Annotated in this window: 11 protein-coding genes; 8 read left to right on the top strand and 3 right to left on the bottom strand. The window is 69.8% G+C overall.

What is annotated here, in order from left to right:
* Nucleotides 1-18 precede the first annotated feature (18 nt).
* Genes ARTB_RS10660 through ARTB_RS10650 form a run of 3 tightly spaced genes read left to right on the top strand, consistent with a single transcriptional unit; the run spans nucleotide 19 to nucleotide 5,631 of the window.
* Nucleotides 19-561: a WhiB family transcriptional regulator gene (locus ARTB_RS10660; protein WP_052355088.1), complete on the top strand. Its 543-nt coding sequence runs from the start codon at nucleotides 19-21 to the stop codon at nucleotides 559-561.
* 29 nt (nucleotides 562-590) lie between these two features.
* Nucleotides 591-3,977 carry a glycosyltransferase family 2 protein gene (locus ARTB_RS10655; RefSeq protein ID WP_243179910.1) on the top strand — a complete coding sequence of 1,129 codons (3,387 nt, stop codon included), beginning with the start codon at nucleotides 591-593 and terminating at the stop codon, nucleotides 3,975-3,977.
* Nucleotides 3,970-5,631, top strand: coding sequence for a DUF5719 family protein (locus tag ARTB_RS10650; RefSeq protein ID WP_243179908.1), 1,662 nt, complete (start codon nucleotides 3,970-3,972; stop codon nucleotides 5,629-5,631). Before ARTB_RS10655 ends, ARTB_RS10650 begins: the two co-directional genes overlap by 8 nt.
* A gap of 29 nt (nucleotides 5,632-5,660) precedes the next feature.
* Here ARTB_RS10650 and ARTB_RS10645 read toward each other — a convergent pair whose 3' ends face one another.
* Entirely contained in the window at nucleotides 5,661-6,212 is a 552-nt protein-coding gene (locus tag ARTB_RS10645; RefSeq protein ID WP_028277395.1) for a metallopeptidase family protein, read from the bottom strand.
* Nucleotides 6,213-6,389: 177 nt separating this feature from the next.
* Between ARTB_RS10645 and ARTB_RS10640 the strand changes: the two genes are divergently transcribed.
* The 5 genes from ARTB_RS10640 (at nucleotide 6,390) to ARTB_RS10620 (ending at nucleotide 11,557) form a co-directional block, all read left to right on the top strand.
* On the top strand, nucleotides 6,390-6,779 hold the full coding sequence (locus ARTB_RS10640; protein WP_028276503.1) for a DUF3499 domain-containing protein: 390 nt from the start codon (nucleotides 6,390-6,392) through the stop codon (nucleotides 6,777-6,779).
* A 93-nt stretch (nucleotides 6,780-6,872) separates the two neighbouring features.
* On the top strand, nucleotides 6,873-7,121 hold the full coding sequence (locus tag ARTB_RS10635) for a hypothetical protein (protein WP_243179906.1): 249 nt from the start codon (nucleotides 6,873-6,875) through the stop codon (nucleotides 7,119-7,121).
* Between the two features lie 129 nt (nucleotides 7,122-7,250).
* The gene (gene ahcY, locus ARTB_RS10630) at nucleotides 7,251-8,738 is read left to right on the top strand and encodes an adenosylhomocysteinase (protein WP_243179904.1); all 1,488 of its coding nucleotides are present in this window, start codon (nucleotides 7,251-7,253) and stop codon (nucleotides 8,736-8,738) included.
* A 157-nt stretch (nucleotides 8,739-8,895) separates the two neighbouring features.
* Nucleotides 8,896-10,122 (top strand): L,D-transpeptidase, encoded by a 1,227-nt coding sequence (locus ARTB_RS10625; protein ID WP_243179902.1) that lies wholly within the window; start codon nucleotides 8,896-8,898, stop codon nucleotides 10,120-10,122.
* 112 nt (nucleotides 10,123-10,234) lie between these two features.
* Nucleotides 10,235-11,557 carry a TIGR01906 family membrane protein gene (locus tag ARTB_RS10620; RefSeq protein ID WP_243179892.1) on the top strand — a complete coding sequence of 441 codons (1,323 nt, stop codon included), beginning with the start codon at nucleotides 10,235-10,237 and terminating at the stop codon, nucleotides 11,555-11,557.
* Between the two features lie 21 nt (nucleotides 11,558-11,578).
* On the opposite strand, the gene ARTB_RS10615 is transcribed toward ARTB_RS10620, so the two are convergent.
* Nucleotides 11,579-13,408 (bottom strand): AMP-dependent synthetase/ligase, encoded by a 1,830-nt coding sequence (locus tag ARTB_RS10615; RefSeq protein ID WP_243179882.1) that lies wholly within the window; start codon nucleotides 13,406-13,408, stop codon nucleotides 11,579-11,581.
* Nucleotides 13,409-13,469: 61 nt separating this feature from the next.
* Nucleotides 13,470-15,227: a dolichyl-phosphate-mannose--protein mannosyltransferase gene (locus tag ARTB_RS10610; protein ID WP_243179877.1), complete on the bottom strand. Its 1,758-nt coding sequence runs from the start codon at nucleotides 15,225-15,227 to the stop codon at nucleotides 13,470-13,472.
* Nucleotides 15,228-15,270: the final 43 nt, after the last annotated feature.

Below are 15,270 nucleotides of genomic sequence, written 5' to 3'. Positions count from 1 at the left end.
AATCAGGAGGGGGACGCCATGGGGCTAGCAGAGCGTATCCATGAAGATGCCGTAGTTGCCGGCCAGGCCACGGCGAAATACCGGTCACGCGGCGTGCCGACTGACTGGTACGTAGATCCGGCGGATCCGGACGCAGCTGACCGCTATAACGAACACACCAAGGATTCCCTGCAGGAGGCCGCCACGGCCTTCCTCGCAGCGCACGACGAGCTCCTGTCCGGCCCGGATCATGACACCGATCCCCTCGACCCGCCGATGGAGCTCCATTCGCCCGGTTCCGGTACCGCCGGGCAGCCAGTCTGGATCGGACTGCCGTCCCGGCAGGACTTCGACGACGAGGGCGAGCTCGGCTGGCAGACCGATGCCCTGTGCGCCCAGACTGATCCCGAAGCCTTCTTCCCCGAAAAGGGCGGCTCCACCCGCGACGCCAAGAAAGTCTGCGGCGCCTGCAACGTGCGTTCCCAGTGCCTCGAGTACGCCTTGTCCAACGACGAGCGCTTCGGGATCTGGGGAGGCCTCTCCGAGCGCGAGCGGCGCCGGCTTAGGAAGCGAGCAGTCTAATTCTTCAAGAAGTACGAGTCACCGCCGTCGTGGTCTCCCACGACGGCGGTGATTTTCTCCCCAGGACCCTTGCGGCGCTGGCGGCCCAAACACGGCCCGCCGACGCCGTGATCGGTGTCGACACCGGATCCCGCGACCACTCTGCCGCCCTCCTTGAACAGGAACTGGGCAAGGTCAACGTCACCGTCTTCGACCAGCCCCGGTCCGGCATGGGTGGAGCCGTCATGGCCGGGCTCAAGGCCCTCGCGCCGTGGCCTGCGGAGGGCTCCGCCGCCACGGCGCCGGGCACCGACTGGATCTGGCTGCTGCACGACGACGCCGCACCGGCACCCGAGGCCCTGGCCGAACTCCTCCGCGCGGTCGAACGGGCGCCGTCGGTCACGGTGGCAGGCTGCAAGCAGCTGGACTGGCATGCCGAGCGGCGGCTGATCGACGTCGGACTCTCCACGAGCCGCTGGGCCGAGCGGCTGACGCTGATCGACGCCGACGAGCTCGACCAGGGCCAGTACGACGGCCGCAGCGATACCTTTGCGGTCAATTCCGCCGGCATGCTGGTCCGCCGCGACATCTGGGAGGAGCTCCGGGGCTTCGATCCGGCCCTGCCCGGAAGCGGCGACGACGTCGACTTCTGCTGGCGCAACCGCCTCGCCGGGCACCGCGTGGTGGTGGTCCCCAGCGCCCGGATGTTCCATGTCTCGCACCGTCCCCACGCCCTTGGCAACGCGACGGCCGCACGCAAGGCACAGGTGCACCTGCGGCTCAAGCACGCGGCCGGCTGGAAAGTCCCGCTGCACGCGGCCGGCGCCCTCCTGGGCAGCCTCTTCAAACTCGTCCTGAGCATTGCGGTCAAGGACCCGGGGCACGGGTTCTCCCAACTGCTGGCGACCTTTGCCGCACTGGGCCGCCCGGCGGCGGTGGTCCGCGGACGCCGCAATGCCGCGCGCACGCGCCGGATCCGGCGCTCCGTCATGAAAGGACTGCAGACGCCGCGCCGTGAGGTCTGGGCGCACCGGCGCTCCCTGATTGAGGCGCTCGGCGCCGACGACTTCGGCAGCGAATTGACGGGTGCCGGTCCGCTGGCCGAGCAGCCCACCGGGAACACCGACGACTTCGCCGCCATCGCCACCCCGGACCGCGGGTGGGTGGGCAGCGGTGCGGTGCTGGCCATACTCCTGACCCTGGCGGTTTCCCTGACAGGGTTGCTTAGCCTGTTCCGGGCCCCGGCCGTCTCCGGCGGCGCGCTGATCCCCGTCTCACTGCGCCTCTCCGAAATCTGGAACCATGCCTCCACCTGGTGGATCAGTCTGGACGCGGGCCTTCCGGGCCACGGCGACCCCTTTGGCTACCTGCTGTGGGTGCTCGGTGTGCTCGGTGCCGGCGATGCCAACGGCGGCGTGGGCTGGTTGTTGATCCTCGCCATGCCGCTGTCTGCGCTGGGCGCGTGGTTCGCTGCCGGCGCCCTGACTGCCCGCCGGAGGCTGCGCCTTGCGGCCGCCCTGCTGTGGGCCGCGGCGCCGGCACTCCAGGTGTCCCTGAACCAGGGCCGGCTCGGCGCCTTGGTCGCGCACGTCATGATCCCGGTGGTCGTCCTGGCGCTGCTCCGCGCGACCGGCACGGCCGCGGGCCGCGGCATCCATGCCGTCCCGGCCCCGGGACAGGGACGGCCCATCCCCACGCCGGCCGCCCGTCCCGGCGTCAACGGGACGCCGTCGTGGACGGCTGCCGCCGCCGCGGGCCTCGCCCTGGCCGTCGTCACCGCCGCGGCGCCCTCGCTGCTGCTGCCGTCCATGGCCGTCGTGGCCCTCTGCGGCGTGCTGTTGGGCCGGCGCGGCCGCACGGTGTGGTGGGCGCTCCTGCCCAGCCTGGCACTGTTCCTGCCCTTCGCCTTCTCGGTCCTGGACCGGCCGCGGGCGCTCCTTGCCGACCCGGGCCTGCCGCTCGGTTTCGACGCCGCCCCACTGTGGCAACAGGCCCTGGGGCAGCCACTGAACTTCGACGCCGGCGCCGGACTCACCGGGCTCACCGCCTTCGGCGGGTCCGCCGCCGGTTCCGCCGGGCCGGCCGGTCTGCCGTGGGCACTGCTGCTGGCCTTGCTGTTCGGGCTGCCGGTGCTGCTGCTGGCCCTGGCCGCACTCTTCATGCCGCGCCGGCTTGTGCTGGCCGGACGCACCCGGACGGCACGGGGCCTGTGGGCCGTGGCCGTCCTGATGCTGGCCGGCGGCTGGCTCGCCGGGCATGTCGCCTCCGGCGCCAGCGCCGAGGTCCTGGTCACGCCGTTCCCCGGCCCCGCCGTTTCGGCGGCCGCGTTCGCGTTCCTGGGCGCTGCCCTGATCGGAGCCGAAGGGCTCCTGGACGCCGCCGACCGGACCGCCGGTACCGGGTTGGCACGGAAGGTCCTGATCCGCGGCACGGCCGCGGCATCCATGGTCCTGCTGCTGGCCGCCCCCTTGGCCGGGTTCACCGTGTGGACCGCACAAAACCTGCTGCAGCCTACGTCGCAGACACCAACACAGGCACCGGCAGCCACCGCGGGACACTCCGGTCTCGGGACCCCGAGGCTCGTCCAGCCTGCCCAGGCCCGCACGCTGCCCGCCACGGCGGTTGACCGCGGCGAGGGCCCGGAACAGTCCAGGACGCTCCTGATTGCCAGCAACGAGGACGGAAGCTTCGACGCAACACTCATGCGCGGAGCCGGGACAACCCTGGACGCACTCTCAACGATCGCCGCCGCCCGCGGCATCCTGGGAGCGCCGGGCCAGGAGACGGTCCGCGACGACGACGCCGTCGCCGGATCGCTCCGGAACGTCGTGGCCACCATCGTCGCCGGCGAAGGCGTGGATCCGCGGGAAGACCTCGAGCGGCTCGGCGTCGGCTTTGTCGTTCTCCGGGTTGCCGATTCAGCCTCCGAATTGACGGCCAGCCGCATGGACGCAGTTCCCGGACTTGTTGCCGTCGGACAGACGGGGACGGGCTGGCTCTGGCGGGTCAGCCCGCAGGACCGGCCCGGCATCACGGACTCCGACGTCGCGCACCGGGTCCGGGTAGTGGACGGCAGCGGCGCCGCCATCGGACTGCTCCCTTCCGAAGAAGTCTCGGCGGCCGGCACGGTCCCGGCCGGCCCCGAGGGCCGCCTGGTGGTGCTCGCCGAGCGGGCCGATCCGGGCTGGAGCGCCTGGCTTGACGGGCGCCGCCTGACCTCAACGACGTCGGGATGGTCGCAGGCCTTCACCCTGCCGGCCCAGGGCGGCCAGTTGAGCATCCGTTACGAAGCGCCGTGGGCGGTCCTGATTGGGATTGCGCAGGCCGTGATGATCGGGCTGACCGTCCTCCTCGCCGTGCCCATGCCTGCCCGCCGGTCCAACACCGGCCTGTCCAGGGACGAAGCCTCCCTGCGTAAGGAACCTCAGCATGTCTAAGGGCGACAACGAAAAAGAAACCCAAACGGAGGCCGCGACGGGTCCGTCGCCGCGGAAGGGGCGCCTGCCGCGGGCTGGAGTGATCGGCGGCATCCTCTCCGCGGTCGCCCTCGTTGCCGCGGGCGGGGGCCTGGTATCGGCGGCGTCGCTGACGCCCCAGAACCCCGCCAGCAGGCAGCTCGAGGCCCCGGTCGCCGCGGTTCCGGCCGGCAGCAGCGTCGGGGTCTGCCCGGGCCCGGCCCGGCTGCTTGAGGGCACCCCCGTGGGCACCGACCCCCAGTTCAGTCCGGAATCCGCCACCGCGAAGACAGCCGTCAGCGCCGCCGTGCTCGGCTCAAGCGCCGGCATCATCCCCGGCAGCCGGCTCGCCCCGCTCAAAGGTGCCCCCCTCGCCGAAATCGCGCCGGGCGCCGCGCCCGCAGCTTCCGCACCCGCAGCTTCCGCGCCCCCGGCCCGCACGCCCGTGCTGGTCGCCGGCGTCCTGCCCCAGCGCGAGGTGGACAACATCAGCGTCCTCAGCGCCGATGCCCAAAACAACCACCAGGCGGCTGCCGGCGCCGTCCTGAGCTACACGGCCGAGGACGGCGACCTCCAGGGTTCCGCGGCCGCCGCGTGCCAGCAGCCCGGCAACGATCTCTGGCTGGTCGGCGCCAACACGGCGCTCGGCCGGTCGGCAGTCCTGAACCTGACCAATGCCTCCAGCACGCCGGCGACCGTGAGCCTGGACCTCTTTGGTTCCGAAGGCCCGATCCAGGCTCCCGGCAGCCGCGGCCTGCTGGTGGCGCCCGGCAGCTCCCGCTCCATCATCCTGGCCGGGCTCGCGCCGGGACAGGAACGGCTCGGCGTGCGGGTCCGCAGCACCGGCGGCCCGGTGGCTGCCGTGATCCAGCAAAGCGTGCTCCGCGGCCTCACTCCCGGCGGCGTCGACTTCATCACCCCCGGCACCGCCCCGTCCGTCAGCCAGGTGGCCGCCGGTCTCGACATCCAGGATCCCGCGGCACTGGCCGCGCTCAAGGCAAAGCCCGGCTTCGCCGACGCCGGACCGGCCCTCGAAGTCGCCGTGCCGGGGGCCACCGACGCCGTGGTCGAGATCAAGCTGTATGGTCCCGACGGCCAGAAGGCGCTGCCCGGGGGCGGCGTGGTGACGGCGAAGGCCGGCGCGGTCACGGAAGTTTCCCTGGCCGGGGTCCCGGCCGGGACCTACACCGTGGCGGCGAGCTCGGATGTCTCGTTCGCGGCCGCTGCCCGGCTCACGCGGGGACTGCAGGCCGGGGACGCGGCGGACATCGCGTTTTCCGCCGCCTCGGCCCGGCTGGGCAGCCAGCACATCGTTGCGGTTCCGCGCGCGGGCGACCGGCAGCTCGTTCTCGGTGCCCCCGCCGGCCGGGCGACCGTGACCTACACGCCGATCACTGCGGACGGCAAGATCCGGACCGCGGGCACCGCCGACATTGCCGGCGGAACCACCGTGTCCATCAAGATCCCCGCTGACGTGGGCGGCTCGCCGCTCGTGGGCTATGTGGTGTCCGCCGCCGGGGATCCGGCATACGGGGCACTTGTTCTGGCGCGGGACGGCCGGCAGGACATTTCCGCGGTGGCGCTGGCGCCGGAAGCGGCAGGACAACGGCAAGTCCCCGTCACGCTGGGCTACTAGGCCCGGGGCAGGTCGGAAGCAGGCTCGGGCTAGTACCGGCGGCGATAGACGGGGTCGAGGGACTCCGGGGGTACGCCGAGCATCTCGGCCGTGTATTCCACGACGACGTCGTGCACGAGGTCCTGGAGTTCGTCCCGGGTTCCGCACACCTGCTCCACCACCCGGCGGTACAGCGTAATGACCGGTCCGTCCTCGGCCGTGGCAGCAGTGAAAGCGCCCATCGGCGCGGGCGTGCGGTCCGCCACGAGCTGCTCCAGGCCTGGGGGGATCTCGTCAACGGCGAAGCGGACGCCGTCGAGCGGCTTGCCCCAGATATCGTGCAGCCGCTGGGCCGAGTCCAGGACGAAGTCATCGAAGCGGTCGGAGCGGGTCCGGTAGCCGGGCAGGGTGGGGAGAATGAGCTCGCCGCGAAGGCCCCGGCCGTGCCTGTTCCTGCGGCGCTGCCGGAAGGTCTTTCCCTGGACGGCGGCAGGCGACCCGGCCAGAGGCGCGCCGGCGGGGCCGGAACCGGCGCCTGTACGTCCGGCGTCGGGGTCAGCCAACCGGACCGTGAAACCCGAATCGTGGTGCGATGACTGCATATCTTGACTCTAAACCCGCGCAATGAAATACGCGATACAGCCCCGACGGCGATCCGCCGCCGCGCAGCCCCGGCCGCGCCGCGGCCGCGCCGCGGCACAACCACTGCCGCGCCGCGGCACAACGACAGACGTTTCAATGCGCAGCGCCCGGTCCGAGGGGGAGTAGTCTGTGATGTCGTGGGTGCAATTCGTATTTGTTCTAGGTCTGCCTGCCGCAATTCTGCGGTGGCCACTTTGACGTACGTTTACGCCGACTCCACGGCCGTTCTGGGTCCGCTGGCGACGTACGCCGAACCGCACTGCTACGACTTGTGCGAACAGCACGCCGATTCGCTGACCGTGCCGCGCGGCTGGGAAGTCATGCGGCTGGCGATGCCCGCAACTCCGGCCGGTCCCGGCCCCGACGACCTCCTGGCCCTCGCCAACGCGGTCCGCGAGGCGGCCTCACGTCCGGCTGCGGGGGAGACGGCGAAGGGGCAGCGCACGCTGCACCCGGCGCTGGAGGCACCGGCCCCGGCCGAGGGCGCCCGGCGCGGACATCTGCGCGTCCTGCGCGAACCTTCCTAAGGCTCCAACTGGCGGTAGGGTGGAAACTGCAAAAAGCCGTCAGCCACTCAGCCACCGGCGCCCTGTTGCGGCGCCCATCAGGGAGCGTTCACCATGCCCAAGCTCAGTTCCGAACTGTTGTCTGTCCTGCGATGCCCCGTCACCGGCTCCAGCCTGGTGCAGGAAGGCGACGAGCTCGTCACCGTCACGGCAGATGGCGCCGGGAACAAGCTGCGGTACAAAATCGAGGACGGCATCCCGCTGCTGCTGCCGCCGGAACTGCTGCCCGCCGCAGCGGCGGCCCCCGCTGACCAGCACGACGCGAAGCTGCACGACGCCGCCCCGCGCCACGCCGCGGAATAGCCGCCCCAAAACGCCGCCGGGCACCCATCGGGGAGGCCCGCGGCACCGAATGACTGCTTAGATCCTGCTCCAATCCAGAATCGCCCAGCTCCAGACACGCGATGCCACCGGCCACAACAAAGGACTCAGATGACTTTCGATTACAAGATTGCGGACATTTCCCTGGCCGAGGCGGGCCGCCACCAGATCCGCCTCGCCGAGCACGAGATGCCCGGACTCATGTCCCTGCGCGAGGAGTTCGGCGCCAGCCAGCCGCTCAAGGGCGCCCGGATCGCCGGATCCCTGCACATGACCGTCCAGACCGCGGTGCTGATCGAGACCCTTACCGCCCTCGGCGCCGAAGTCCGCTGGGCCTCCTGCAACATCTTCTCCACCCAGGACGAAGCCGCCGCCGCAGTGGTGGTCGGCAACGGAACCGTCGAGGACCCCCAGGGCGTCCCCGTCTTCGCCTGGAAGGGCGAGACGCTGGAGGAATACTGGTGGACCGCCCAGCAGATCCTCACCTGGCCGGGCGCCGACGCCAACCCTGGGCTGGGCCCGAACATGATCCTGGACGACGGCGGCGACGCCACCATGCTGGTGCACAAGGGTGTCGAGTTCGAGGCCGCCGGCGCTGTCCCAGCCGCCGCCGAGGACGAGTCCGAGGAAGGCCGGGTGTTCCTCGACGTGCTGCGCGCATCCCTCGAGGCCGACCCGCAGAAATGGACCCGCATCGGCGCCCTCCTGCTCGGCGTCACCGAGGAGACCACCACGGGCGTGCACCGCCTGTACCAGCTGGCGGAGCAGGGCAAGCTGCTCTTCCCGGCGATCAACGTCAACGACTCTGTCACCAAGAGCAAGTTCGACAACAAGTACGGCATCCGCCACTCCCTGCCGGACGGCATCAACCGCGCCACCGATGTCCTGATGGGCGGCAAGGTCGCCGTCGTCTGCGGATACGGCGACGTCGGCAAGGGCGCAGCGGAGGCCTTCCGCGGCCAGGGTTCGCGCGTGATCGTCACGGAGATCGACCCGATCTGCGCGCTCCAGGCGGCCATGGACGGCTACCAGGTCGCCAAGCTGGAATCCGTGCTCAGCGAAGGCCACATCTTCATCACCACCACGGGCAACAAGGACGTCATCATGGCCAAGCACATGGCCGAGATGCGTGACAAGGCCATCGTGGGCAACATCGGGCACTTCGACAACGAGATCGACATGGCCGGGCTGGCGCGGGTCCCCGGCATCAAGAAGGTCGAGATCAAGCCCCAGGTGCACGAGTGGGTCTTCGAAACTGACCCGGCCACGGGCAAGGGCGGCCGCTCCATCATCGTCCTGTCCGAAGGCCGCCTGCTGAACCTCGGCAACGCCACCGGACACCCCTCGTTCGTCATGAGCAACTCTTTCGCCAACCAGACGATCGCCCAGATTGAACTGTTCACGAAGGCCGGCCAGCCCGAGGGCGAGCGGGAATACGAGAACCAGGTGTACGTCCTGCCCAAGATCCTGGACGAAAAGGTCGCCCGCCTGCACCTGGGTGCCCTCGATGTGGAGCTGACCGAGCTGTCCAAGGAACAGGCCGAGTACCTGGACGTCGACGTAGCCGGACCGTACAAGCCCGGCCACTACCGCTACTAGGAACCCTCCCAAAGGGCCCCGGACGAAGGTCCGGGGCCCTTTGCTGTGACCGTTTTGGGGGCGCTTTTGTAACCGGATCGTGGTCGAATCGGGCCGGGGTTCCAAGGTAATTCGCTTATGCTGGCAGGATGACGTGTGGAAACGCCCGGGTCCTGTGATGGCCCTGAAAACCTGGAGTACCGGCCGAAAGATCGCCCTGCTGGGGGTGCTCTGTGCCCTGGCAGCCGGCGGCGGAGCCTTCGCCGCGGCGGCTCCGGGGCTGGCCCAGTCCGGGATTTCCTCCGAGGCCGGATCCCCGGCCCGGACGACGCCGGGACTCGCCGTCCCGGTGGTCGCCCCCGCTGAACTGGCCGTCTCGCCCGCCGACGGCGCCAAGCAGGTCAACCCTGCGGCGCCGGTTTCCCTCAAGGTCACGAACGGCCGGATTGACCGCGTGGCCCTGACGAGCGATGACGGCGACACCGTTGACGGCACCTTGGGCACGGACGGGTCCACCTGGACGTCCTCCGGCAACCTGACGTTCAACACGCGGTATAACTTCACGTACTCCGTGGTGGACGACGCGGGACGCGAGACACACAGCACGCGCGCGTTCACCACCGTCTCGACCGCCAACGAGGCTGACGCCGCCATATACCCCTTGGACGGGATGAAGGTGGGTGTGGCCCAGCCCCTGCAGATCACCTTCAGCGAGCCTGTCCTGAACCGGACCGCCGTCGAAAAGGCCATCAAAATCACCTCGACGTCCGGCCAGGTGGGTGATTTCCACTGGTTCAACAACAACACTGTCAGGTACCGGCCGGAGGCCTTCTGGGCCGCGAACAGCACCATCACCATGGACATGAAGCTGTTCGGCGTTGAGCTCGGCAACGGGCAGGTCGGCAACTTCAACAAGACGGTAACGGTCCACATCGGGGACAAGAAGGTGGCCGTCGCCGACGCCAAGGCCCATACGTTCTCCGTCAGCATCAACGACAAGCCGGCCGGCCACTGGCCGGCGACCATGGGCGACACCCGGTTCCCGTCGGCACGGGGCTTCCTCGTGTTCATGGAGAAGCACCGTGTGGAGCACATGGATGCCTCCACGATCGGGCTCAAACCGGGGGACCCGGCCTACTACGGCCAGCTGGACGTCAACTACGCCACGCGCCTGACGCCCAGCGGGGAATTCATCCACCAGGCCACGGAGTCCGCGATGCCCTACATCGGCAAGACGAACCTCTCCCATGGCTGTATCGGCCTGGGCCCGGACGGCGCGAAGTGGGTGTTCGACAACATGACCACCGGCGACGTCGTCCAGGTGGTGAACACCGAGGGGGAGTACGCCAACTTCGATGACGGCTTCGGGGACTGGAACATCCCTTGGGCCCAATACGCCAACTGACGGGGTGGCACCTCGCTGAGCCCAATCCTCGGACGGTAGGCTCAGAGCCAGATAAGTTGCGCAGCCGGGCGCAGGCCGGGCAGCGCAGAAGCCTACGGAAGCGAAGCTCCACGTGACTGACAAGAGTCCCACCCCTCCCGACCGGCCGGATCCGCACCTGGATCCGTCGGACGACACCGACGAACCGGCGTTCGACTGGATGAAGCCGGCCGCCGCCGGCAAGCCCACGGCGGGCACGGCAGCCGGCCCGGCAGGATCGGCCGCAGCCGCCGGCCCGGCAGGATCGGCCGCAGCCGCCGGCAAGGCAGGGCCGGCCGCAGCCGCCGGCAAGACAGGATCAGCCGCAGCAGCGGGATCAGCAGAGGGCACGGCGGCGCCGTCGGCAACGCCCACCGCCAGCCAGCCGGAGAGCCGCGCCGACCGCAAGGCGGCCGAGGCCGCCGCCACGGGGCCGTCGGATACTGCCCAGTCGGATGTGGCCACCTCGAATGCTCCCCCGTCGGATGACAAGGCGCGCGGGGCAGGAGCCGGCGTATCAGTCGGCGCACGTCCTGACACCGCCCCCGAGGACGAAGTCGAACGCCGCAACGCCGAACGCCGGAACGCCGAACGCGAGCAGGCGGCCAAGGCCAAGCCCGTCCTCCCGCGGGTGCTTCAGGTGCTGCTCGCCGTGTTCTACCCGGTCATCCTGCTGGTGCTCGCCGTCCGCGCCGTGACCAGCCCCCTGTTCCTCTGGGTGGAATACAACCGTCCGGGCTTCCCCGGTGACGGCTACGGCTTCAGCACCGATGACCGCATGACGTACGGTTCCTACGCGGTGGACTACCTCAGCAACTGGTCGGGCCCCCGCTACCTCGGCGATCTTGTGGACCAAAGCGGGGAGCGGTTGTTCAAGGACGGCGAAGTCAGCCACATGGCCGACGTCAAGGCCGTGATCCTGTCCACTTTCGGCGCCGGTACCCTGCTGATCCTGCTGGGCCTGGTGGCCGTGATCTACCTCAAGCGCCGCCATAACGGGGGAGTCCGCCGCGGCCTGTTCGCCGGCTCGATCGTCACCCTTGCGCTCATCATCGGCCTCGGGACCCTCGCGGTACTCGGCTGGGAGCAGTTCTTCACCGATTTCCACCGTATTTTCTTCGCCAACGGGACCTGGACATTTACGCTTCAGGACACCCTGATCCGGCTCTTCCCGGGCCAGTTCTGGATGGACGCCGGGATCGTCATCGGAAGCCTCGTGCTGCTCGCTTCCCTGGTCACCCTCGTCCTGACCTGGCCCACGCGCCGGCGCCGCGGCCTCGGCAAGAAGGCCGCCGCCACATCCAAGGGCACCGATACTGATGCCGGCACTGGCGCCACCGCCGAGGCTGCGCCCGCGGCGGACGGCACGGCCGGCAGCGACGCAGAGGGCCCGGCGCGCACCCGGCACACCGTCTGACGACGGGCCGGTTGCCCGGCGTCAGCCGTAGATCCGGTTGATGTGCTGTTCGTAGTCCCGCACGACGGCGGCCCGCTTGAGTTTGAGCGAGGGGGTCAGGTGCCCTGATTCCACGGTGAAGTCGGCGTCCAGGATGACGAAACTGCGGATCGACTCGGCCTTGGAGACCGTGAGGTTCGCGGCATCGATGGCTTCCTGGATCGCGGCCCGGACCGTCTGGTCCGCGGCGGCTTCGGCCGGCGCCATGACGGGCACCTTCCGGGCGGCGCACCAGTTGCGCAGTCCTTCCGGGTCCAGGTTCACCAGTGCAGAGACGAAGGGCCGGCCGTCGCCAACGACCACGGCCTGTCCGACCAGCTGGTGCTCCCGGATCTTCTCCTCGAGCGGGCCCGGGGCGACATTCTTGCCGCCGGCCGTGACCAGCAGGTCCTTCTTCCGGCCCGTGATGGTCAGGAATCCGTCCTCGTCGAGGGAACCGAGGTCGCCGGTCCGGAAAAAACCGTCCACGAAGGCCTCAGCGTTGGCGGCCTCGTTCGCGTGGTAGCCCTTGAAGACGCCAATGCCCTTGACCAGGATCTCGCCGTCGTCAGCCACCCGGACTGTGGTGCCCGGCACCGGGATGCCGACGGTGCCCACCTTGGTCCGTGCCGGGGTGTTGGCTGTGCAGGGCGCCGTGGTTTCGGTCAGGCCGTAGCCTTCCAGGACGGGGATACCCACGCCGCGGAAAAAATGGGCGTCGTTGGAGCTCAGCGGGCTCGCGCCGGAGACCGTGTACCGCAACTGGCCGCCGAAGGCCTGCCGGAGCCTGGGATACAGGATCCGGTCGAAGACTGCGTGCCGGGCACGCAGCAGGAGCCCCGGGCCCGTGCCGTTGCCCCGGGAGGCGGCGTCGAGGGCCTTGGAGTAGTCGATCGCGGCCGCCGCTGCGGCTGTGAAGATACGTTCCTTGCCGGCGGCGTCCGCCTTCTGCGCGGCTCCGGCGTAGACCTTTTCGAAGATCCGGGGGACCACCAGCAGAAAGGTGGGTTTGAAGCTGTCCAGATCGTCCAGGAGCTCTTTGGCGCTGGCGGTGTGGCCGAGGGTGGATCCGGAGCTAAGGCAGACCACCTGCACCGCCCGGGCCAGGACGTGCGCCAGGGGCAGGAACATCAGCGTCCGGGAACGCGGCTGCATGAGGAGCTCGGGCAGGAACAGGACGATGTTCTTGGCCACCAGGGCAAAGTTGGCGTGGGTGATCTCGCAGCCCTTGGGCTTGCCGGTGGTGCCCGAGGTGTAGACCAGGGACGCGACATCCGCCAGGGACGCCGCGGTCCGGTGGCGTTCCAGCTCGGCGTCGGTCACCCCGGTGCCGGCCGCGGCCATGCTCGCCAGGTTCGGTGCGGCGCCGTCGTGCTCCATCCGCACGACGGCAACAAGCCGGTCACCGAGGTCGGTGGAGGCGTCCAGGACGCCCTGGACGAGAGCGGCCCTGGCGTGGTCCTCGACGAACACCCGCCGGGCCCCCGAATCATGGAGAATCCACTCGACCTGGGACGCGGAGGAGGTCTCGTAGATCGGAACGGTGACGCCGCCGGCGAACCAGATGGCGAAGTCCACCACCGTCCACTCGTACCGGGTGGCGGACATGACCGCGACGGTCTCGCCCGGCGTGAGTCCGCCGGCGATCAGGCCCTTGGCCAGGGCAGTGACCTGCTCCAGGAAGTGCTGGACGGAGACGTCGGTCCAGCCGCCAGGGCCTTTGCGGGAGTAGAGGGCGTGCACGGGATCCTTCGCGTGCTGCTCCAGGAGCAGGTCAGTCACGTTGCTCTCCGGGTCCAGCTCCACGAGCAGTCCGGTGCTTGCTTCTCTCACAGCCGAGTCTCCATTTCCTGGTCCGCCCGGAGTTCGGCGGACATTTCCCTGCAATCCTGCCCTAGATCCAGGACGGCATCCACATCCGGATGCGCCAGTCCTGGTACGGGATCACCTCGGCCGTCCAGACCGGGTAGAAGAACGCGGACACCAGCACGGCCGCCACCACGAACAGCGCCACCAGGTAGAACCCGGACCGCCGGCGCCAGAGGGGGTCACCGCGCTGGCCGAGCACCAGCCCCAGGCAATAGACGAGCGCCAGCACCAGGAACGGTTCAAAGGACACGGCGTAGAAGAAGAAGGTGGTGCGCTCCGGGTACATGAACCAGGGGAGATATCCTGCGGCCACTCCGGCCAGGACTGCGCCGGCGCGCCAGTCGCGGCGGCCCGCCCACCAGAACAGCAGGACACCCAGGCTCACGGCCGCGCTCCACCAGATCAACGGGCTGCCGACGGAGAGGATGGCGGTGGTGCAGTTGGTCAGCTCGCAGCCCGGGGTGCCCTGCCCGGGGGATTCGTAGAAGAATGACGTGGGCCGGCCCATGACCAGCCAGCTCCAGGCGCTGGCCTCGTAGGGGTGGTCGGCACTGAGGCCCTGGTGGAACTTGTAGGCCTCCAGGTGGTAATGCGCCAGGGACCGGACGGCGTTCGGCAGCCAGCCCCACTCGGCCGAGGGGTTGGCGTCGGCCCAATGCCTGAAGTAGGCGTCCGTGGACCGGAACCACCCGGTCCATGTGGCGCCGTAGACCAGGGCGGCCACCGGAACGATGCTCAGGAAGGCCGGGACGCCGTCCTTGAGGATGCCGCCGCTGATCCAGGCATGCACGCCGGCTATGCGCCGCGCGCTGAGGTCCCAGAAGACGGTCAGCAGGCCGAATCCGGCCAGAAAGAACAGGGCGGACCATTTCGTGCCGACCGCCAGGCCCAGGCAGACGCCCGCCGCGAGGCGCCACCACCGGATGCCGAGCCAGGGCCCGGAGGTGAGCTGCAGCGCCGAGGGCCGCCCCGTGGCGGAGGCCGCGGCCTGCCGGCCGAGCCGGGCAGCGAGCCGCCTCCGGCCGTCGTCGCGGTCCATCAGCAGGGCCCCGAACGCGGCGAGGATCCAGAACATCAGGAAGATGTCCAGCAGCGAGGTCCGGGACATGACCAGGTGGTGGCCGTCCACGGCGAGCAGGATGCCGGCCACGGCACCCAGGGTGAGCGAGCGGAAGAGCTTTTGCGCGATCAGGGCCAGCAGGAGGATGGACAGTGTCCCCGTCAGGGCCGCACCGAACCGCCAGCCGAAGGGATTGTCCGCCCCGAACAGCCACATGCCCGCGGCGATCATCCACTTGCCGACCGGCGGGTGGACGACGTACTCCGGCGTGTTCAGCAGCACGCCGGGGTTGCCTGCGATGAACGAGTCGTTCGCCCGGTCCGGCCAGCTGCGCTCGTATCCGCTGACCAGGAATGAGTACGCGTCTTTGACATAGTACGTTTCGTCAAAGACCAGGTTGCGCGGCGTGTCCAGCCGGACGAACCGCAGGACGCCGCCCAGCGCGGCCGTCAGGACGGGAATGAGCCAGTACCAGAGCCGAAGCGACGCCGGGTAGTCCCGCCAGCTCTGGAGGCCGCCGATCAGGCGCTCCCGGAGGGCCTCCGGGGTGTTGGCCTCGGCGGGGCGGCCGATCCAGCGGTGCCCTTCAAGGTTGCGGCCGGTGCTGAAGCGGTTCCGGTCCTTGCCGGCCGCCCGGCCGTCGGGACGGCCGGGACCTGTTGCCGGCGATGCATCAGGGCCAGTCTCGGGCTGCCGCGTGGGGGTCTGGGTCACGTTGCCCATGCTACCTTTCGCAGCTGTGCTCGCAGGCCCCCGCCCCGGCGGC

The organism is Arthrobacter humicola (genome assembly GCF_022803015.1).
Classification (GTDB): domain Bacteria; phylum Actinomycetota; class Actinomycetes; order Actinomycetales; family Micrococcaceae; genus Arthrobacter; species Arthrobacter humicola_A.
Note: the sequence above shows the minus strand (reverse complement) of the source record. Positions and strands in the feature narration are given on the sequence as shown.

Bases quoted from the DNA above. Each gene is read 5' to 3' on its own strand.
- ARTB_RS10660 (WP_052355088.1), top strand. From the start codon at position 19: ATGGGGCTAGCAGAGCGTATCCATGAAGATGCCGTAGTTGCCGGCCAG.
- ARTB_RS10650 (WP_243179908.1), top strand. From the start codon at position 3,970: ATGTCTAAGGGCGACAACGAAAAAGAAACCCAAACGGAGGCCGCGACG.
- ARTB_RS10645 (WP_028277395.1), bottom strand. From the start codon at position 6,212: ATGCAGTCATCGCACCACGATTCGGGTTTCACGGTCCGGTTGGCTGAC.
- ARTB_RS10635 (WP_243179906.1), top strand. From the start codon at position 6,873: ATGCCCAAGCTCAGTTCCGAACTGTTGTCTGTCCTGCGATGCCCCGTC.
- ahcY (WP_243179904.1), top strand. From the start codon at position 7,251: ATGACTTTCGATTACAAGATTGCGGACATTTCCCTGGCCGAGGCGGGC.
- ARTB_RS10625 (WP_243179902.1), top strand. From the start codon at position 8,896: ATGGCCCTGAAAACCTGGAGTACCGGCCGAAAGATCGCCCTGCTGGGG.
- ARTB_RS10610 (WP_243179877.1), bottom strand. From the start codon at position 15,227: ATGGGCAACGTGACCCAGACCCCCACGCGGCAGCCCGAGACTGGCCCT.